The sequence below is a fragment of the Alphaproteobacteria bacterium LSUCC0396 genome, assembly GCA_041228345.1.
Lineage (GTDB): Bacteria > Pseudomonadota > Alphaproteobacteria > Puniceispirillales > Puniceispirillaceae > UBA3439.
Window position 1 is genome coordinate 1019795 of sequence record CP166131.1, and the last position, 21453, is coordinate 1041247.

General features: G+C 53.5%; 16 protein-coding genes. 3 read left to right on the top strand and 13 right to left on the bottom strand.

What is annotated here, in order from left to right:
- Positions 1 to 44 precede the first annotated feature (44 nt).
- Positions 45 to 1025, bottom strand: coding sequence for an ABC transporter substrate-binding protein (locus AB8881_05030; GenBank protein XDZ64249.1), 981 nt, complete (start codon positions 1023 to 1025; stop codon positions 45 to 47).
- Between the two features lie 276 nt (positions 1026 to 1301).
- Between AB8881_05030 and AB8881_05035 the strand changes: the two genes are divergently transcribed.
- Complete coding sequence (locus tag AB8881_05035) at positions 1302 to 2318, top strand: rhodanese-related sulfurtransferase (protein XDZ64250.1); 1017 nt, start codon at positions 1302 to 1304, stop codon at positions 2316 to 2318.
- On the opposite strand, the gene AB8881_05040 is transcribed toward AB8881_05035, so the two are convergent.
- Together AB8881_05040 and rpe are read right to left on the bottom strand one after the other, a co-directional pair.
- Entirely contained in the window at positions 2315 to 3289 is a 975-nt protein-coding gene (locus AB8881_05040; GenBank protein XDZ64251.1) for a glutathione S-transferase family protein, read from the bottom strand. The two genes, AB8881_05035 and AB8881_05040, sit on opposite strands and share 4 nt — an antisense overlap.
- A gap of 67 nt (positions 3290 to 3356) precedes the next feature.
- Positions 3357 to 4013 (bottom strand): ribulose-phosphate 3-epimerase, encoded by a 657-nt coding sequence (rpe, locus tag AB8881_05045; protein XDZ64252.1) that lies wholly within the window; start codon positions 4011 to 4013, stop codon positions 3357 to 3359.
- A 341-nt stretch (positions 4014 to 4354) separates the two neighbouring features.
- On the opposite strand from rpe, the gene AB8881_05050 reads away from it, so the two are divergent.
- Positions 4355 to 5548, top strand: coding sequence for an acyl-CoA dehydrogenase (locus AB8881_05050; GenBank protein XDZ64253.1), 1194 nt, complete (start codon positions 4355 to 4357; stop codon positions 5546 to 5548).
- An 87-nt stretch (positions 5549 to 5635) separates the two neighbouring features.
- Here AB8881_05050 and AB8881_05055 read toward each other — a convergent pair whose 3' ends face one another.
- Genes AB8881_05055 through AB8881_05075 form a run of 5 tightly spaced genes read right to left on the bottom strand, consistent with a single transcriptional unit; the run spans position 5636 to position 10980 of the window.
- A complete protein-coding gene (locus AB8881_05055; GenBank protein ID XDZ64254.1) occupies positions 5636 to 6517 on the bottom strand; it encodes a DMT family transporter in 882 nt (293 codons plus the stop codon).
- A gap of 4 nt (positions 6518 to 6521) precedes the next feature.
- The gene (gene argE, locus AB8881_05060; protein XDZ64255.1) at positions 6522 to 7709 is read right to left on the bottom strand and encodes an acetylornithine deacetylase; all 1188 of its coding nucleotides are present in this window, start codon (positions 7707 to 7709) and stop codon (positions 6522 to 6524) included.
- The gene (locus AB8881_05065; protein XDZ64256.1) at positions 7706 to 8899 is read right to left on the bottom strand and encodes a M24 family metallopeptidase; all 1194 of its coding nucleotides are present in this window, start codon (positions 8897 to 8899) and stop codon (positions 7706 to 7708) included. Before AB8881_05065 ends, argE begins: the two co-directional genes overlap by 4 nt.
- Positions 8900 to 8923: 24 nt before the next feature.
- The gene (gene speB, locus AB8881_05070) at positions 8924 to 9871 is read right to left on the bottom strand and encodes an agmatinase (GenBank protein XDZ64257.1); all 948 of its coding nucleotides are present in this window, start codon (positions 9869 to 9871) and stop codon (positions 8924 to 8926) included.
- Positions 9871 to 10980, bottom strand: a complete 1110-nt coding sequence (locus tag AB8881_05075; protein XDZ64258.1) for an S-(hydroxymethyl)glutathione dehydrogenase/class III alcohol dehydrogenase — start codon at positions 10978 to 10980, stop codon at positions 9871 to 9873. Before AB8881_05075 ends, speB begins: the two co-directional genes overlap by 1 nt.
- A gap of 158 nt (positions 10981 to 11138) precedes the next feature.
- On the opposite strand from AB8881_05075, the gene AB8881_05080 reads away from it, so the two are divergent.
- Positions 11139 to 12500 (top strand): amidase, encoded by a 1362-nt coding sequence (locus AB8881_05080; protein ID XDZ64259.1) that lies wholly within the window; start codon positions 11139 to 11141, stop codon positions 12498 to 12500.
- A 107-nt stretch (positions 12501 to 12607) separates the two neighbouring features.
- Here AB8881_05080 and AB8881_05085 read toward each other — a convergent pair whose 3' ends face one another.
- From AB8881_05085 to typA, 5 genes are all read right to left on the bottom strand, one after another.
- Positions 12608 to 15718, bottom strand: coding sequence for an efflux RND transporter permease subunit (locus AB8881_05085; GenBank protein XDZ64260.1), 3111 nt, complete (start codon positions 15716 to 15718; stop codon positions 12608 to 12610).
- A complete protein-coding gene (locus AB8881_05090) occupies positions 15715 to 16830 on the bottom strand; it encodes an efflux RND transporter periplasmic adaptor subunit (protein ID XDZ64261.1) in 1116 nt (371 codons plus the stop codon). Before AB8881_05090 ends, AB8881_05085 begins: the two co-directional genes overlap by 4 nt.
- 168 nt (positions 16831 to 16998) lie before the next feature.
- The gene (locus AB8881_05095; protein ID XDZ64262.1) at positions 16999 to 18612 is read right to left on the bottom strand and encodes a GMC family oxidoreductase; all 1614 of its coding nucleotides are present in this window, start codon (positions 18610 to 18612) and stop codon (positions 16999 to 17001) included.
- Positions 18613 to 18711: 99 nt separating this feature from the next.
- Positions 18712 to 19401 (bottom strand): orotate phosphoribosyltransferase, encoded by a 690-nt coding sequence (locus tag AB8881_05100; protein ID XDZ64263.1) that lies wholly within the window; start codon positions 19399 to 19401, stop codon positions 18712 to 18714.
- Between the two features lie 220 nt (positions 19402 to 19621).
- Positions 19622 to 21436: a translational GTPase TypA gene (gene typA / locus AB8881_05105; GenBank protein XDZ64264.1), complete on the bottom strand. Its 1815-nt coding sequence runs from the start codon at positions 21434 to 21436 to the stop codon at positions 19622 to 19624.
- Positions 21437 to 21453: the final 17 nt, after the last annotated feature.

The window sequence follows — 21453 nt, forward strand, 5'->3', positions numbered from 1 at the left end:
AAGGCTCAATTGAGCCTTGTTTTCCATGTTCATGTTAAACGCAATTAGTTAAGATATTCGCCAGTGATGACTTTGGCGATCTTTTGATCAACATTCCACGCACCAGGCTTTTTGAACACAAGGCCGAGTGATTCAGCTGCAGCAACAGCGACACCATTGGGGCCAAAGAACTGCTCTTTCTGCTCGGCTGCTGTTGGGAAGATAAAGCCTGCCATTTGGTTCTTGGTCGTCGAAACGGACATACCTGCGTCAGCTGCCACTTTACTCACCTGGGCATCGCTGGCTGTCCAATTTGCATTGGCTTCGTGTGTTACCTCTAGGAAAGTGCGCAGCAGGCCAGGGTTCTCAGTCGCAAATTTTTCAGTCACTGAAACGACGTCGAATGAGCCAATACCAGCATCGCGCTTTTGCTGTGATGACATGATCGGCGTACCAACCTCACCCGCTTTCTTCGCTGAGTCACCGCCAAAGATGCACGCCATGTCGACTGAGCCTTCGGCCAATGATACAGCACCATCGGCTGGCGCCTGATCAACAATCTTCATGGTTGATATATCAACATTGAGTGTCTGCATGTATTTGCGGAAAGCAAAATCAGCCATGGTGTTCAACGGCACCGCAACTGTCTTACCCTCAAGCTCAGATGCATTTGATGAATTGATGCCGAGGCCATTTTTCACAAAACAGTCATTAGCTTCATAAATGACCGCAATTGATACCATTTTGATCGGCGCGCCCTGCTGGATTGCTGTCACGAACGGCGCAAGGCCCTGTGAATAGGCAATATCAATATCGCCAGCCAGCATCGCTTCAGTCATTTGAACGCCAGTTGAAAAGTTAGTCCATTTAACGTCAACACCCATGGCATCGTCATAGGTTTTATCAACTTTTGCGATTTGATTAGGTGTGGCCCACTCAAGGAAAAACGCAACATTCACGCTATCCGCAGCCTGTGCAACTGTTGCACCACCCATCATTACTGCCGCAACACCAGCAGAAATAACATTTTTCTTCAGATTTCTCATTTTTATCTCCCTATTGATTGGCAGATGCTTAACCCAGTTGTTTTACAATTTACAATAGTAGTTCCACCAGACATCTTCCGAAAAACGCTAACACGATTGACAAATGCCTCAATAGAAAAAATTGCTAAATTGGAAAACATCGCCGAATATTCATATTGGTTTGTTGATAACGGGGTGGTAATTTGCGCCGTCAGCCTTGGCAATCCTTTAAAATCTTGGCAACGGTAAAACCTGGTAATCTGTGAAATTCAGCTATCGATAACGCAAAGACGAATTATGACCTCTTTTAGCACTGAAATGGACGCGATGCTCGACCGCCTTGGCGCTAATCAGGGAGGCTTCGTCATCGCCGCCATTTATAAATTCGTCACGCTTGATGATGTGGAGACGCTTCGCCAGAGCTTGCAAAAGCTTTGCAAGGATAATCAGGTTCTTGGCACAATTCTTCTGGCGGGCGAAGGTATTAATGGCACCATCGCAGCAACGCGTAACGGTATGGCTGAATGCCTGAACTGGCTTGAGGCCGATGGCCGGTTCGACAATCTTTCATTGAAATTCTCATTCAGCCCTGACCAGCCTTTTCTGCGGATGAAGGTGCGGCCAAAACGTGAAATCGTCACAATGGGCTGTCCAGAGATTAATCCGGCCAAACGCACCGGCACCTATGTTGAACCAAAAGATTGGAATGATTTGCTTGGCGATCCAGACGTGCTTGTTGTCGATACACGCAACCGTTATGAAACAGCGATCGGTATGTTTGATGGGGCGGTTGACCCGCTGACCACAAATTTTCGTGAATTTCCCGAGTGGGCGCAGGCGCTGGCAAATCAGCCAGCCGATCGCCGCCCGAAGAAAATTGCGATGTATTGCACTGGCGGTATCCGCTGCGAAAAAGCCAGTGCTTTGATGCAGGATGTAGGCTTTGACGAGGTCTATCACCTGAAAGGCGGCATCCTGAAATATCTTGAAGATGTGCCAGCAAGCGACAGCAAATGGCAGGGCGAATGTTTCGTCTTTGATGGCCGTGTCGCCGTTGACCATGATCTGCAACCGGGCAGCTATCATATGTGCCATGCCTGCCGTATGCCATTATCAGCTGATGATCTTCGGCATCCTGATTTCAAAGACGGTATCAGTTGCCCGCATTGCAAACCCAATCTTGATCCGGCGCGGGCGGCACGTTTTGCCGAGCGTCAAAAGCAGATGCGGCTTGCCGCTGAACGTGGTGAGACACATCTCGGCACCAATCCGCGACAAAAGAAAAACCCGCCGAAACCGCCCGAAACCCGCTAGCTGCCGCGACGGTGCGGTGCAAGATAATCAATTAGTGGCCCCTTTGGCACGATGCCTGACGGGTTCAAGTTGCGATGGCTTGCATAATAATGTGTCTTGATATGCGGCATCACCACGGTGCCGGCAATGCCGGGCATCTGGTAAAGTTCGCGCAAATACCCCGACAAGGCCGGATAATCGGCAATGCGGCGCAGATTGCATTTAAAATGTCCCACATAAACCGGATCAAAGCGCACCAGCGTCGTAAAAAGCCGCCAATCCGCCTCGCAAAGCGTATCGCCAAGCAGATAACGGTTAACCTGCAATCGTGCCTCAATACGGTCAAGCGCAGCAAAAAGATCAGTCACCGCCTCATCATAAGCCTCGTTGCGGCTGGCAAAACCAGCGCGGTAAACGCCGTTATTGATGTTGTGATAAACATCATCATTCACCGCCTCAATGGCCCCACGCATGGCAAGCGGCCAGAAATCCAGCCGGTTACCAGTTACCGCGTCAAAGGCGGAATTGAACATCCGGATAATTTCCGATGATTCGTTCGAGACGATCGCCTCAGTCTGTTTATCCCATAAAACCGGCACAGTGACACGTCCGGTCATATCCGGTTTCGATTTCTGGTAAATCTGGTAGAGGAAATCCTTGCCATAGAGCGCATCACCAGTGGCATATTCATCGCGCTCAAAGCTCCAGCCGTGATCCAGCATCAGCGGATGCACAACCGAGACTGAAATATGATCATCAAGCCCCTTTAAATAGCGGAAAATCATCACACGGTGCGCCCAAGGACAGGCGTGCGACACATATAGGTGATAGCGCCTAGACTCGGCTCTAAAACCGCCTATGCCACTAGGGCCAGCGGCGCCATTAACAGTGACCCAATTGCGAAAACCAGCGTCCTCGCGGACAAATTTCCCATCGGTTTTTTCGGTATCATACCATTTCGTCGACCAGCGTCCGTCGATCAGCAATCCCATATGGATTCTCCCTAGTCGAAACCAGTTTCAACGCCCTCTCCGGACGGCAATCATTGATCGTCAGATCCTAGCGTGCGGCAGCGCGGATCGCGGTAATGTTATCGGCATATGAATTGCCTTTGAACACGGCCGACCCTGCAACAAGCGCCCGCGCCCCAGCGGCAAAAACCTTGCCAGCGTTATCGGCCGTTATCCCGCCATCAACCTCGATGATAATAGGGCGATCACCGATCATCGCCTTAACCGCCGCGATCTTATCAAGCATCGCAGCAATAAAACTCTGCCCGCCAAACCCCGGATTGACTGTCATCACAAGGATCAGGTCAAGCCGGTCAAGAACGTGCTGTAACCCCTGAATTGGCGTATGCGGGTTTACCGCAACACCGGCTCTGCAGCCAAGCTCGCGGATCTGGCTTAGCGTCCGGTCAAGGTGCTGGCAGGCCTCGGCATGAACGGTAATAATATCAGACCCAGCCGCGGCATAGTCAGCCAGCAATGCATCGGGATTTGACACCATCAAATGTGTATCGAAAGTTTTTTGACTATGCGGGCGCAGCGCCTTAATCAAGGGCGGGCCAAAGGTCAGGTTTGGAACAAAATGTCCATCCATCACATCAAGGTGAATCCAATCAGCACCAGCTTTATCAACATCCTTGACCTCATCCCCGATACGGCTGAAATCAGCAGCCAAAATCGACGGAGCAATTATCAGGGTATCAGTCATTTTATTAAGTCCTAATTAAGCTGATCTGATTTTGGGATGCGTGGCGTCTCACCATTGCGTTTGGCTTTTCTAATGATAATAAGACCAAATTACAAGCGATTCACCACTGCCGGCGTGTGCAGCCGAAATGCCGTAACGCATCTGCCCGCACCCGTACCGACAATAGAGGCGGCAAATTGAGCTGCAAGATAGACCGCACAACGGGCACGACAGCACGCATCACAGCACGCATCAAGGACTGCGTAAAAATGTAGCTGATAAACCGATGACAAACCGATTCAAAATAGAGTAACTTGTCTCGCTGTTTCAAATTATTGCCGTAAAAATTGAGGACAACCAACATGAGTTCATCAAAGCCACAATTTCAGTGGGACGATCCTTTTTTCCTAGATGCTCAGCTCAATGACGAAGAACGCATGGTGCGTGATGCCGCCAAGGCCTTTGCCGATGACATTCTGATGCCGCGGGTCATTGGTGATTTCCGTGACGAGGCGTTTGATCCGGCTTTGTTGAAAGAGATGGGTGCGCTTGGCCTGCTTGGCCCAACAATCCCAGAAGAATTTGGCGGTGCTGGCGTCAATCATGTGGCCTATGGGCTTGCTGCCCGTGAAATCGAACGGGTGGATTCGGGCTATCGTTCGGCCATGTCGGTGCAGTCATCTTTGGTCATGCATCCGATCTATAGCTTTGGCAGTGATGAGCAAAAGCACAAATTCCTGCCCCAGCTGGCAACGGGCGAGCTGGTTGGCTGTTTTGGCCTGACCGAGCCTGATTTCGGGTCTGATCCGGGCGGCATGGCAACCAAGGCTGTCAAGACTGATGGCGGCTATCATTTATCCGGGTCAAAGACTTGGATTTCAAATGCGCCCTATGCCGATATTGCCATTATCTGGGCAAAGCTGGACGGTGTGATTCGCGGCTTTATCGTCGAGCGTAAGACTGCCGGCAGTGGCTTTAGCACACCCAAGATCGAGGGCAAACTGTCACTTCGTGCGTCGGTTACTGGCTCGATCCAGATGGATAATGCTTTTGTTTCGGAAGATAATATTTTGCCGAATGTCAGCGGCTTGAAAGGCCCGTTTTCGTGCCTTAATAAAGCACGCTATGGCATTGCATGGGGTGTGATGGGTGCGTCTGAGTTTTGCTGGCACGCTGCCCGTCAATATACGCTTGATCGCAAGCAGTTTAACCGCCCGCTTGCCGCAAACCAGCTGATCCAGTTAAAGCTTGCTGATATGCAGACCGAGATTACCCTTGGTTTGCAGGCTGCTTTTCGGGTTGGCCGCTTGCTTGACGAGCATAACTGCGCACCGGAAAATATTTCGCTTATCAAACGCAATAACTGCGGCAAGGCGCTTACCATCGCCCGCACTTCGCGTGATATGCATGGCGGCAACGGCATCGCCGAGGAATATCACATCATGCGGCATATGATTAATCTGGAAACGGTCAACACCTATGAAGGCACGCATGATGTTCATGCGCTGATTCTAGGGCGGGCGCAAACCGGACTTCAGGCCTTCACCGGCGCCTAGGCCGCATGGCCCGTCGCGGGGGCGCGGTCAAACCGCACGTGATGGGGCACTATTAATATTAAGAACCGGCAAGACCATTTACCGCGTCTAGCCGGTTTTTTTGCGCCACCACGCCAACAGATAGGCCGGCTCAATAATCACCGCACCAACCCCAAAAATCACCACCAAGCCGCCAGCCAGAACGGTTGGGTCGGGCGCCTCGCCAAGCATTGTTACCGCCCCGAAAATCGCCGCAACCGGCAGCAGCAGCAAAACCGGCATAACCATGGGCACCGGATAACGCCCCAGCACATAATACCATGCCGAATAGCCAATCGCCGTCATCACCACACCCAGATAAATCAACGTCATCCATGCCTCTGTTGGCGCGGCGCTTAGGGCTGGCAATGGGTCACCATCAATCAGCAATGAGGCCAGCAACATTTGCGGCCCCGCCATGACACCAATCCATGCGGTTAGCTGGACCCCGCTTAATGCCCCGTCAATCCGGCGGATCAAGACCTGACCAAACGCCCAGACAAGCGCCCCTGACAGTACCAGCATGATGCCAATCCATTGCCCTTCCAGTGCCGGTGCGCCAAGGATTACAACAACACCGCCCAAACCGGCAACAATACCCAAGATCTGACGCAGGCTTGGCCGCTCGCCAAGCAGAATTGCGGCGATAATGACGCCAAAAATTACCTCGCTTTGAACCAGCAGCACTGCCGGCGTCGCCGCCATCCGCGCCAATCCGGAAAATGTCAGCCCGTATTGCAAGGTCGCCGCAATGAACGAAATCCAGCATAGCGTCCATAAATGGCCGCGCGGAATCGGCACAAACCAGACCAGCAACAACGCCGCCAAAACAAAGCGCATCCCCATCAAAAGCAATGGCGGAAAATGCCCAAGTCCAGCCTTGGCGAACGCAAAGCCGAACCCCCATGTCAGCGGCACAATTAATGCGATCAGGATATGGCGGAATTGCATGATTTTATCCAGCGACGAGGTTTGCGGTTTTCATATGCGTCAAAAGCCGATCAAGAAACCCCAGCCCTTCAGCCAATGCGGCAATTTCGATATATTCATCGGGCTGATGCATCTGTGCCATACCGCCCGGGCCAAACACGATCGTCTCGATGCCTGCCGCCTGAAAATGCCCGCCATCGGTGCCAAACGACACAACATCCGGGCGCTCGTTTGTCCACAGGCGCGACACCAGATTGGCAGCTGGTGACTGCGGCCGCGCCTGCAATCCCGGACACCATGACTCGACAATCAAATCAATTCCGGCACCGGCGTGGATGGCTTGCATCTCCGGAACGAGTTCGTGATCGATATAGCGCTGGATCTCGGCCAAAATTTCATAAGGATCATCTTCGGGCAAGGGCCGTATTTCCCACAAGAAACGGCAATGATCGGCGATAATATTGCGCGCTTCACCGCCGTCAATCCGGCCAACCGAAATGGTGGTATAGGGCGGTGAGAACGGCGTGTCATGGCGCGGATGCGCCGCCAAATATCGCGCCTTTTCCTCGAGATGGCTGATCAGGCGCGCCGCATAATAAAGCGTATTCACCTTGCCGCGTGGATCGGACGCATGACCGGCGGTTCCGCGCAATTCGGCAATCATTTCCAGCCCGCCCTTATGGCCAACAAAAGGCTTCATTCCCGTTGGCTCGCCGATGACCGCAATCGCTGGTCGCACCCCAAGCCAGCTCAGCAATGCCGGCATTTGGGCAGCACCGAAACTGCCCACCTCCTCATCAAAGGTGAAGGCGAAATGCACCGGTATGGCAAGATCACTGGCAGCGGCCTGAAAATCGGGCACCATCGCCAGCGCGAGCGCCAAAAACCCTTTCATATCGACCGCACCGCGCCCGTAAAGCCGCCCGTCTTGTTTGTGCAAAACAAACGGATCACGCGACCAGCCGGCCGGATTTGCGGGCACGACATCCAGATGCCCCGATAGCAGAATACCGCCCTCAATTTCTGGGCCAATGCTGGCAAAAAGGTTGAACCTCTTGCCATCCTCATGCGGATCAAGGTGAACGCTGACACCATGCCCCTCAAGATAGGTTTTTATATAGCCAACGATATCATCATTTGGCTGGCCGCTGATCGACGCAAAGCCAACCAGATCAGCCAATAGCGCCTCAACAGCGCCAAGCCGGTCGATCACGATTGCACCAGATGGACGTGCTGCGGAAAATTAGCCAGCCGGTCACAATTACTGCGTGTCACGTGCAGGGTCTCGCTAAGCTCCATGCCCCAGCCATCCATCCACATCCCAAGGATGATATGCACAACCGCATTTTCCGGCACCGGCACCGCCTCGCCCGGACGAAAACTAAGCGTATGCTCGCCCCAATCTGGTGCATAGGCGGCACCGATGGAATAGCCAATGCGGCTTTTCTTTTCGAGCCCATAACGATCCAGTACCTTTTGCCATGCAGCGTGAACGTCACCAGCAAGCACATCCGCCCGTAACGCATCCATCACCGCGTTCATTCCTTCTTCAACCGCCTTGGCGGTATCGATAAGCAGTTGTGACGGCTTGCCAAGATGCACCGTTCGCGCCAGCCCGACATTATAGCGTTTGCGGCAACCACCCAGCTCAAATGCAACTGTTTGACCAGCCTCAAGCGGCGTATCATTCCACATGGGATGCGCGGTCGACGCGGCCTCACCCGCCAAAATCAATGGATGGATCGCGGTCTGGTCACCGCCAAATTCGGGTGTACCGCGAATTTGTGCCGCAACCACATCAGCCATCAAATCGCATTGCCGCACACCGGGTCTGGCCCCGTCCCATGCCGTCTGCATGGCAATCTCGGCGATCCTTGCAGCCTCACGCATTGTCGCTATTTCGGCTTCGCTTTTGACCAGCCGCACCCAGTTGACCAGCAGGTCAGCATCAACCCAGTCCACCTTTGGCAGACCATCGCGCAAATATTCCAGCGCTCGCGGTGACAAATAATAAACGTCACTCTCATAGCCAATCTTTGCCGCATCGAAACCGGCATCTGCCAGCCACCCAGCCAGAAATGCCGCCGGATGCGTATCGGCACGCTGGACCAGCGTTTCGGGGTAGGGAATGATTTGTTCAGGCGTCAGATAGGTGGTAAAGCGCGCCGCTCCTGCATCCATATCCCGGCCAAGCCAGAACGGGCCTCGATCAAGATCGACAAGCATCATTTGCGGTGTATAGAACGACCACGCATCATAGCCACATAGCCAATTGATATTCGATGGATCGCCAAGGATCAGCGCATCAAGGCCGCGCGCGCGCATCACCTCACGCACCCGCCGCAAACGCTGATCATATTCCGCTTTTAAAAACGCCGGTGCCATACTGTCTCCTGTGCTCATGTGCCCCTTCATGCGCTCATGTGGCTAGCTTCGATATACCACTCCCGGGCATATACATAACATTTCGTAAAGCAGGTTCGCCGCCAAAAGCGCGGTGTTACCATCCTTGTCATAGGGCGGCGACACCTCAACAAGATCACCACCAACCAGATTAAGCCCCCGACAGCCACGAATAATTTCCAGCGCCTGCACCGTTGTCAGCCCACCAAATTCAGGCGTTCCAGTTCCGGGTGCATAGGCTGGATCGAGGGCATCAATATCAAAGCTAAGATAGGTTGGCTGCGCCCCAAGCCGGTCTTTGACATCCTGCATCAACGGGCTTGCCGATTTATGCCACAGCTCTTCGGCTTGAATAACGGTAAAGCCCTGATCGCGCGACCAGTCAAAATCCTCAGCCGCATAGCCGGTACCGCGAAGCCCAATCTGAAAACTGCGTGCAGTATCAATCAAATTTTCCTCGACCGCACGGCGAAACGGTGTGCCGTGGGCAATCGCCTCGCCAAACATATGCTCATTGACATCGGCATGGGCGTCGATATGCAGCAGGGCAACCGGCCCGTGCTTTTTTGCCATTGCCCGCAAAATCGGCAATGTCAGCGTATGATCGCCGCCCATTGTCAGCGGAATAACATCATGCAGCAGCATCGCATCGAAATAGGCTTCAATGCGGCGAACCGAGTCTTTTAGATCAAAAATATTAATGGGCACATCACCAAGATCAGCAACCATTAAACTGTCGAACGGCGCGGCACGGCTAGCCATATTATAGGGACGAAGCAAAACCGATTCGGCCCGTATCTGTTTTGGCCCAAAGCGTGTTCCCGACCGGTTTGACGTGCCAATATCTATCGGTATGCCAACAAAACAAACATCCAGACCGGCCGCATTTTCAGCAGCAGGCAATCGCATCATCGTGCCAGGGCCGGCAAAGCGCGGCATTTCATTGCCGCCAAGGGGCTGGTTTTTTGCCATCAATAAATCACCACCGAACGGATAGACTCGCCCGCATGCATCAGATCAAAGCCCTTGTTAATTTCATCAAGCGACAATTTATGGGTGATCATCATATCAATATCAATTTTGCCATCCATGTACCAATCGACAATTTTTGGAACATCCGTGCGGCCACGTGCCCCGCCAAAAGCCGTCCCCCGCCAACTGCGCCCAGTCACCAGCTGGAACGGACGCGTGCTAATTTCCTGACCTGCGCCAGCAACGCCAATGATAATCGACTCGCCCCAACCCTTATGCGCACATTCCAGCGCCTGACGCATTACCTCGACATTGCCGATACATTCAAACGAATAATCAGCCCCGCCACCGGTCAATTCGACAAGATGGCCGACAAGGTCGCCTTTGATCTGGCCGGGATTTACAAAATGCGTCATACCAAATTTTTCGCCCCACGCCTTTTTGCCGTCATTCATATCAACGCCAACGATCATCCGCGCGCCAATCATGCGCAGACCCTGAATCACATTCAGCCCGATACCGCCAAGCCCGAACACAACGGCAACACAGCCCGGCTCGGCCTTGGCGGTGTTGATCACCGCGCCAATGCCGGTTGTGACACCGCAGCCGATATAGCAAATCTTGTCAAACGGCGCCGCCGGATTTACTTTGGCCAGCGCAATTTCCGGCAGAACGGTAAAATTGGAAAAGGTTGATGTGCCCATATAATGCAGGATCGGCTTGCCCTTGATGGAAAACCGGCTCGTGCCATCGGGCATCAGGCCCTGACCTTGGGTGGTGCGGATCGCCTGACAAAGGTTTGTTTTCGGATGCAGACAATACTCACATTCACGGCATTCCGGCGTATATAGCGGGATCACATGATCGCCCACCGAAACGCTGGTAACGCCCGCCCCGATCTCGCGGACGATACCGGCACCTTCATGGCCCAGAATTGCCGGAAACAGGCCTTCTGGATCAGCCCCGGATCGGGTGAATTCATCCGTATGACAAATGCCGGTTGCCATGATCTCGACAAGCACTTCGCCAGCGCGCGGCCCGTCAAGATCGACCTCCATAATTTCCAACGGCTTGCCCGCGGCAAGCGCAACTGCTGCACGTGTCTTCATAATAGCCCCCTCGCCAGTTCACCCTGACCGGTCTGATTTCATCTCTTGCTTGCCAAAACGATGGCATAATAAACTTGCCAAGTTCAAGTCTGATTAACACCAGCCCAACATTGGAAAAAACCGCGTGATTTTTCACCGCAACAAAGACATAATTTGCCATGACCTATTTATTAAAAGACCTAGCCGCCCAGCTTGCAACCGGATCAATTCGCGCCCGTGCGCTGGTCGAAGACTGCCTTGCCGCCATCGACCAGCCTGATGGCGAGGGTGCCAGCAGCTTTATCGAAACCTACCATGACCGCGCCCGTAATGAGGCCGATGCGGTCGACCATGCGCGAAAACAAGGCTGGAGCCTGCCTGTATTTGCCGGCATTCCGCTATCGGTCAAGGATCTGTTTGATGAAGCTGGCATGGTCACCAGATCAGGCTCAAAGGTGCTAAAAGACGCCGCACCTGCTAGCAGTGATGCAACGGTTCTGGCGCGTTTAAAGGCGGCCGGCTTTATTGTCATTGGCCGCACCAATATGACCGAGTTTGCCTTTTCCGGCCTTGGCACAAATGCGCATTATGGTGACCCACGTTGCCCGTTTGAACGCGACACTAAAAACCGATCAAATGGGCGGGTTGCCGGCGGATCATCGTCGGGCAGCGCGGTCTCGATTAGTGATGGCATGGCACCAGCAACGATCGGATCGGACACTGGCGGATCGACCCGAGCGCCCGCCGCCTTTTGCGGCATTGTTGGCCTAAAGCCCACCACAACCCGTATGCCGTCACACGGTGTTTTTCCGCTATCACGCTTATTTGATGCCGCTGGGCCGATGGCAAATAGCGTATCTTGTTGCGCCATTCTTGACAGTTTGATGGCAGGTGGCACTGGCGAGGAAGATGCCCCTTTTGCCGTAAAGGGTTTGCGACTTGCCTTGCCAAAAGGCTATCTGTTTGAAGACCTCGATCCCCATGTTGCCAAGAGCTTTGCTGCCGCCATTGACCGGCTGTCTGCGGCGGGGGCAAATATTGTCGATATATCGCTTGCCGAGATCGAGGCCATGCGGCCAAGCAATAATACCAAAAGCATTGTTGCCGCCGAGGCATATCAGATACATAAAGCCCGCCTTGAGGCAGGAATGGGTAAAGATTACGATCCGTTTATCGCCTTTCGCCTAGACGGCGGCAAAAACATCCTAGCAAGCGAATATATCGACATGATCGAAACGCGCAAAGCTGTTTGGCAGTCAGTTCAGACAGCCGTTCGTGGCTATGATGCGTTGGTGCTACCAACCTCACCAATCCTGCCACCGGCTTTATCCAGCCTTCCCGATATCGAGTCGAAAATTACCCAAAGCGCCCGATGCCTTCGCAATACGGCAATATCCAACTATCTTGACCGTCCAACGATCACCATCCCCTGTCATGCGGCGGGTAGTGGACCTGTCGGGCTGTCACTGATCGGATCACGCCACCATGACCGCAGATTACTCGCGATAGCCGCCGCAGTTGAGGCAATCATCCGCGGATAGATTTCCCGGTGCATCCTATCTGGGCATCCTATCTGGGCATCCTATCTGGGCATCCTATCTGGGCATCCTATCTGGGCGTCCTATCTGGGCGCATTATTTGGGCGGGGTCAGGCCAATCGGGGGCGGCGCAGAATAAAGCGCACCCCATTGCCGATCTGGCGCGGGACAGTTTCGCCAAGAACCAGCATTGACGGCGTCGCCACCAACGTCAGGACAGTGGCAAAGGTCAGACCACCTGCAATGGTACTAGACAGCTGTGTCCACCATTGTGACGACGGCGCGCCAACCAGAATTTCACGATCAACCAGAATAATCGTCATCTCAAACACCATCGGGATCAGCCCAAGAATGGTCGTTACCGCGGTCAGGATTACCGGCCGAAAGCGAACCAGTCCAGACCGGAACGCCGCTTCGGTCGCGCTATAGCCGCGGCTTCGATATTCGTTAAACGTGTCGATCAGCACGATATTATTATTCACCACAATACCGGCAAGCGCGATCACGCCTAGCCCCGACATAACAATGCCAAACGGACGGCTGGTGACCCACAGTCCCAAAAACACACCACCAGTCGACAGGATAATGGCCGACATCGTTACAATCGCCTGCCAGCCAGAATTGAACTGGACCATTAACACGATCACCATCAGCAGCATCGAAATGCCAAATGCCGTACCAAGAAAGCTCTGGGTTTCGGCAATATCCTCGTCCTCACCGCCAAATTGCACATCAACCGCACCCTTTACCGGGGTTTCGGCCAGTGACTGGCGCAGCTTATTGATCAGATCAACCGGCAGCAATCCGCTTTCGACACTGGCATTAATATACATATAGCGCTGGCCGTCCTTGCGCTCGATATCACCGCCTTTAACCCGTGGCTCAAGACTGGCGAAAACTGACAAGGGCACATATGAGCCGTCAACCGTTGGAACGCGTAATTCCTTTAGCCGGTCAAGATTGCGCTGATCACCCATAAAGCGCATCACCACATCCAGTTCATCTTCGGAATCATCTGGCCGGTAATCAGAAATGCGCATACCGCGGGTCAGCATCTTGATCATCATGCCAAGACCCGAGATCGACACACCATGACGGCTGGCCGCATCGCGGTCGGTTACAAGCGACCATTCGGTACCCGGCAAGGGGCGGCTGTCAGTCACATCAACAAAACCGCCAATTTTATTCATCCGGTCAATGATATCATTCGTTGCCGCGCCGATCTCGGCAAGCGAGTTTCCGACAATATCAATGCGGATGGGCTGCGCTGATCCCGGGCCTTGCTGCTGTTTCTGGATGCTGAATTCAGCCCCGGCAAGCGGCGCAACACGGGCCCGCATTCCGTCAATCAAGACTGACGCCTTATCGCGTTCCTGCCAATCGGCAAAGACAGTGCGGATGGTACCAACAGAATCGCGCGGGGCCTGATTTCCCGCCCCACCTGAACGAAAAGATTTGCCGTAGAAATCGCGAATCCCCGGCTGGGTTAAAATGCTGTCTTCGGTAGCTTTGACCAGAAGATCACGTTCCTTGGCCGACAGATCGCCGCGCGCCAGCACCTGAACCTGCGCCTGATCTGGTTCGATATCGGGGAAAAAGGAAACACCAAGACCGGCGGAAACATATCCGGTAAATGACACCACCATAAAGGTGATAACACTGGTCATCACAATGAATGGTCGGCGCACCGCAAATTTCAGAATCGAGCGATAAAAACGCGGCGCCGTTGCCGAAATTGTTGCGGTATCAACCCGCCTTTTGCCAATGAACCCGCCAAGCACCGGAATGAAAATCAATGCCATCATCAGTGACGCGGTCAAAACAGCAATCACCGTCATCGGCAGATATTGCATAAATTGCCCAACGATGCCCGGCCAGAATAACAGCGGCATAAACACCATCAACGTGGTGATAGTTGACGAAATAATCGGCCATGCCATGCGCTGGGCACCAATCTTATAGGCCTCGCGCCGATCCTTGCCCATGGCGATTTGGCGGTCGGCATATTCGGTCGTGACGATCACCCCGTCAACCAGCATCCCCGCCACCAATATCAGCGAAAACAGCACAACGATATTCATCGTAATGCCAAGCGCGTTCAGCGCGGTAATGCCAACAAAGAACGACCCCGGGATCGCCAGTCCCACAAGCGTCGCATTGCGCAGCCCAAGCATCGCCAGAACAACGACCATAACAATGATCACCGCCGCACCGACATTATTGCCAAGATCGCGTAACATATTGCGTACCTGCTTTGAGTCATCAAACAGATAGCTGACCTTTACCTCGGCACCGATTTGCGGGGCAGCTGCATCAATAATTGCGCGCGCTGCCTCAACCACTTCGATCACGTTCGAGCCGACCCGTTTGCGAACATCAAGAACGATCGCCTTTTCGCCATTCACCCGTGACCAGCCTTGGGCCTGCTGAAAGGTACGGCGCACCACAGCCACATCGCCAAACCGGATGCTGTTTCCATCCTTTGCCTTGATCGGCATATTGATCAAATCATCAACCGATTCCAAAACGCCGGGAACCTTCACAACAAGCCGCCCGCCACCATCGTCAATCGCACCGGCCGTCACCAGTTGATTATTGTTGCGCACAAGCTGGGTTACCGCTGCCGGATCTAGGCCATAGGCCTCTATCGCTGCCGCATCGACCAGAATTTCCAGAATTTCTTTGCGGTCACCGCCAATATCAACCTTTAGAATACTGGGCAAAGCCTCCAACCGGTCTTTAATACGGCGCGCCGCCTGCACCATTTCACGTTCAGGCACAGGCCCATACAGCGCCGCCGTCAAAACCGGAAATAGCGAAAGGCTAACCTCGACAATTTTTGGTTCATCGGCATCTGGTGGCAAATCAGGCTTGGCGTCATCAACCGCCTTGCGCACATCGGCAATGGCTTGATCAATATCTTCGCCAGCGGCAAATTCCAGTGACACCGAACCGTAACCCTCGGCCGAGATTGAGGTCATCTTGTCCAGACCCTCAACCGACCGAAGCTGTTTTTCCAGTGGCTTGACCAACAGCCGTTCGGCGTCTTCAGGCGAAATGCCGTCATACGACACCGATACATAAGCAACCGGAATATCAATATCGGGTTTGGCTTCTTTGGGAATCTTGAAATAGGATGAAACGCCAACCGCAAACAGCATCACCATGGCAACTAGAACAGCGCCAGCGCGCGAAAATGCTGCCTCGATGATTTGATTCATGATGCGCTCGTAAGCTTATAAGTGACGACAGCGCCATCCTCGACAAAGCCTTGGCCGACGGTCAGCAAAATAGCCCCATCCGGCAATCCGGAAACAAACACCATTTCCGCGCCCGAACGTACAACCTCAACCGGCATGGTAACAGCTTTGCCATCAACCACGATTTTTGCCGCCAATGCGCCGTTTTCGGCGACCGACAGATGCGCTGGCGACATTGCAAATGCCTCAAGCGTGCCAGCGTTAATGGTGGCTTCAACGCTCATCCCGACGCGTAATTTCCGATCATGATTAGGCAAATCAATCGTTACGTCAAATGTGCGGGTTGCAGCATTTGATTTTGACGCAATCTTTGACACGGTTCCATGACGCGACCCATTGCCGGCAATTTCAACCTTAACCTTGGTTCCAAGCTCAATCCGTGAGACCTCGTTTTGCGGCACTGCCACAACAACTGACAGCGTATCAAGCCCCAACAGAGTTGCCGTTGCGGTATCGCGACGAACACGCTCACCCTTTTCAACATGCAATGTTTCCAGCAGACCAGATACCGGCGCAACAATGACAGTATCGCTTAACTGTTCTTCAAGTTTGCGCAGATTTACCTTGGCGGTGGCATAGGCGGCGGCACGTTCGGCCTGTTCTAATGGCGCACTGAAATTTTCTTTTGCCAGACGCTCGGTCACCTCGCGGCGTCGCTTTGCCACCTCTAAATTCGCCTTGGCCGCGCTGATCTGTTCGACGAGGGTGCCTTTATCAAGGCGCACCAGCACATCACCAGCCCTGATATCACTGCCCTCAACCGCATCCAGCGAGATAATCTGTCCATCGGCCTTTGCCGAAACGGTCATTTCAAATTCGGCCTCACTGACACCGCTGGCCCGCACAACGCGAGTAATCGGCTGGTTCTTCACCTCGACCGCCGCAACAATCAGTCCCTTTTTCGCTGCCCCAGATGAATCCCCGGATGATGCCGCTTCTGGCGATGTGGTCGCTGACACGCTGGCAACCGGCGCTTCACCCTCGGCCTTGCCAAGCAGATCATCAGACAGCATCCAGCCGGTTACAGCCGCCGCAAACAGGCCTGCCAACAAATAAGAGGGTTTCCATTTCATCGTCAGAACCTTGCCAATTCTGCGGAACCCGTGTGGGGCGCTTCCATCGGGTTATATAAGCCTGTTTTACCTTTACCGCAAGGCAAGCACCGCAAACCGGATAGCGAGCAGCACATTTGGCAGGTTAAAAGATTCGTCCAGATTTGGCAGTTTGACCAGCCACCGCTGCTAGCCTTGCCGATCTTGCAGAACAAGCTGCGCCGCCTTATGGGCAAGCATGATCGTCGGCGCGTTTAAATTGGCCGAGGTTATATTTGGAAAAACCGACGCATCGGCAATCCGAAGCCGGTCAATCCCATGCACACGCAGCGCCGGATCAACAACGGCATGCGCCGCATCAGGTCCCATTCGGCAGGTTCCACAAGGATGGTAGACCGTGCCGCTGCGGGCGCGGAAATCGTCAATAATCGCATCGTCTGACAGGCGTGATAACGGCGTTTCAGGCGGCGCGGCCAAGATCTGGCCAACCGCAGCGCTATCCTGCATCCGGCCGACCAGCCGCGCCATATGGATTACATCGTCCAGATCGCGGGGATCAGAGAGGTAATTGCCAAAAATCAATGGTGGCTGGCGCCAATCGGGGGTATTGATTTCAATCCGTCCGGTACTGAAGGGGCGGCAGGAATTAAAGCTGAAGATAAAGCCCGGTTCCCGGTCAGGCAGGAATGGCCGACGGCCACCTGGCGGCGGCGGACGATAGGTAATCGGATTGATATAAATCTGCGTATCGGGTCGTGGCGCATCGGCGCGCGCGCGAAGCAATCCGCCAAGCTGGTTGACCCCAAGCGATAGCGGACCTTTCTTGGTAAACAAATATTGCAGACCAGCAAGGCCGATACGCGGCCAGCTTCCAAAAACTGAGTTCAAGGTCGCACAGCTCGCCCGCTGATAATAATTCACCCCAAGATGATCTGATAGATGTAACCCGACATTCGGCTGATCAAGCATAACATCAATGCCGTTGCGCTGGCTGATCGCCCCCGGCCCGATACCTGATAATTGCAGCAGTTGCGGCGAGTTCACCGCCCCAGCCGATATGATGATTTCGCCATCAGCCGCGAGGCGAACCGGCGCACCTTGCTGCATTAAATGAACCGCGATCGCACGCCCATCACGCACTTCAATCCGCGTTGCCATGCAATCTGTCATAACCGTCAGATTTGGCCGCGAGGCTGCCGGATGCAGAAATGCCTTTGATGACGAACAACGCACCCCGCGACGTGTCGTAATAAAATACGGATAAAGACCCTCACCATCGAGCCTGCAGGCAGCGTCATTATGAAGCCCCATCTCGTTCGCCATCGAGAAGAAATGTGATTTCAACGGGTGATATTCATCCGCAACGTCGCTAACCGTCAATTTGCCAATCATGGGCCGCTGATCATCATTGCGGATGATGTCTTCAAAGCTATTGTAAATCGGCTTGATCGAATGATAATCCCAACCGGAGTTGCCGGCTGCTGCCCAATCATCATAATCAGCTGGCTGGCCATGATGATAAACCAGCGCATTGATCGAGCTTGATCCGCCAAGAACCTTGCCCCGCGGCCAATAGAGCTGGCGGTTGTCCAGGCCAGTTTCGGCATTGGTGCGATAGCGCCAATTAACGCGGCTATCATTAAAAAGCATGCCGTAACCAATCGGCGTTCGAACCCAGAACCGGTCGTCCGACGGCCCCGCCTCAACAAGCAAAACACGAAATTTACCGCTGCTGCTTAGCCGATCAGCAAGAACGCAGCCGGCCGAGCCAGCGCCAATAATGATATAGTCAAAACTTGCCATGGATCGCACCTTAGCGAATATGCGGCCAAACAAGACCTGCCCATTGACACCAACCAGCTTTTACCTGAAATGCGGCATTAGAATGGTGTGCCTAGCTGGCTAGACGCCGCCATGCGCCTTGGACCACTCACGCGGATTATTCAGAAAATCTTCGACAGCGGCTAATGTTTTCGGATCAAAGCGTTGCGCGTCCTTGCATTCGGCAAGAACATCCCACCATGTCGCCAGATAATGAAGGCTGATGCCATCTTCGGCGAGACGGGCGGGCGTATCTTTAAAGATATCATAATAGAAGATCACGAATGTATGCGCTACCTCGGCACCGGCGGTGCGCAATGCCTCGACAAAATTCAACTTGCTGCCCCCATCGGTGGTCAGATCTTCAACCAGCAGAATACGCTGGCCTTCGCTGATATCGCCCTCAATGCGGGCATCGCGACCAAAGCCTTTGGGTTTTTTGCGGACATATTGCATTGGCAGATGGGTGCGCTCAGCAAGCCATGCGGCAAACGGTATCCCTGCGGTCTCGCCGCCAGCAAGCGCATCAAGCGACTCATGGCCGATATCGTTTAAAATCACCGATGCGCCGTAATCCATAATGGCAGCACGCATCCGTGGAAATGAAATAATCTTGCGGCAGTCGATATAAACAGGGCTCATCATGCCCGAGGTCAGTTTAAACGGCTCGTCAGCACGAAACAGAACCGCATCAATTTCAAGAAGCATCCGCGCAACCGACCGGGCCATCGCAGCCTTATCATAAACATGCTTGAAATTATCACCCGCCATCAAAATACCCTCAATCTATCTTTACTCAAAAAATTCGGCCGATTGGTTTACCCGGTTAGACGCGTCATAAGAATCGTCAATAAAACGTCTATAAAACATCCGTAAGGGCGATCATATCGGCTAATCCGCGGCTTGTCATTATGCCAGTTGCATCATGCCAATCGATGGCCATATGGTTGCCACGATTACCAGCATCACCGGATCATAACCTCACGCGACCCTACGCGCGGGCGGCTTTTTTGCGTTCATGCGGGCACAGATACATCTTTCTCAAACGCAGGCTTTGCGGCGTGACCTCTAGCAATTCATCTTCATTGATATAGGCCATCATCTCTTCAAGTGACATACGGCGCGGCGGCACCAGCTTGACCGCTTCATCCGAACCTGACGCGCGAACGTTGGTCAGCTGCTTGCCCTTTAGAACATTGATCTCGAGATCATTATCACGGCTATGTTCGCCAACGATCATGCCCTGATAAACCGGCGTTTGCGGGGCCACAAACATCTGCCCGCGATCTTGCAGGTTGAACAGCGCATAGGCAACCGCAACACCTGAATCAGTCGAGATCAGCGCGCCATTACGGCGACCTTCGATCGGGCCTTTATGCGGGGCGTATGAATCAAAGATACGGTTCAGTACACCTGTCCCACGGGTCTGGGTCAAAAAGCGGCTTTGATAACCGATCAGGCCGCGTGATGGGGCGCGGAACACAAGACGGGTTTTGCCCGCACCGGCGGCGCGCATATCCAGCATCTCACCCTTGCGGCGGTTCAGACTATCCACAACGGTGCTAGAAAATTCCTCATCAACATCGATTGTCACCTCTTCCATTGGCTCTAGCCGCTGGCCGGCTTCGTCTTTCTGGTAGAGAACCCGTGGCCGCGACACGGTCATTTCAAACCCTTCACGGCGCATGGTTTCGATCAGCACGCCCAGCTGCAATTCGCCGCGGCCACCAATCTCGAACGAATCCTTGGTGCCACTTTCGTTAAAGGTGATCGCAACATTGGTTTCAGCCTCGGCCAATAACCGCTCACGGATCGCTGTCGAGGTGACCTTTTTGCCCTCACGCCCAGCCAGAGGCGAGTCATTTACCGTGATTGTGACCGACATTGTTGGCGGGTCAATCGGGGTTGACTGCAATGGCACGGTGACTTCGGGCGAGCAAATCGTGTCGGAAACCGATGTTTTGGCCAATCCAGCGATACAGATAATGTCGCCAGCCTGAACATGATCAACCGGAATGCGCGACATGCCTTCGAATTTCATCAATTTGGTCAAACGGCCTGTCTCGACAATTTTGCCGTCAAGATTAAGCCCGCGAACACTGGCATTGACTGATGCGCTGCCCTGAACAACACGGCCAACAAGACAACGACCAAGATAGGGGTCGCTGTCGAGCAGAGTTGCCAACATCGCAAACGGCGCCTCATGGTCAACCTGCGGCGGCTTAACATGATCGAGAATAACATCCAAAAGCGGGTGTAGATTATCGCGCGGATCATCCAGATCGCGAACACACCAGCCACTGCGGCCAGATGCGTAGAGAATGGGGAAATCAAGCTGTTCTTCATTCGCATCAAGCGCGACAAACAGATCGAACACTTCGTCCACCACTTCTTCTGGGCGGCCATCACTACGGTCAATCTTATTGATGATCACAATCGGCCGCAGCCCTTGTGCCAACGCCTTACCAAGCACAAATTTTGTCTGCGGCATTGGCCCTTCGGCAGCATCGGTCAACAAGATCACCCCATCGGCCATACCAAGAACGCGCTCGACCTCACCGCCGAAATCGGCGTGACCCGGGGTATCAATGATATTGATACGAACATTTTTCCACATCACCGATGTTGGCTTGGCGAGGATGGTAATGCCGCGTTCTTTTTCAAGATCACCGGAATCCATCAGCCGCTCATCGACCTGCTGGTTTTCGCGGAACATACCGCTTTGTTTCATGATCGAGTCAATTAGCGTGGTTTTGCCATGATCAACATGGGCAATGATGGCTATATTGCGTAGCTCTTGGGTCATATAAATGTCTCTTGGGT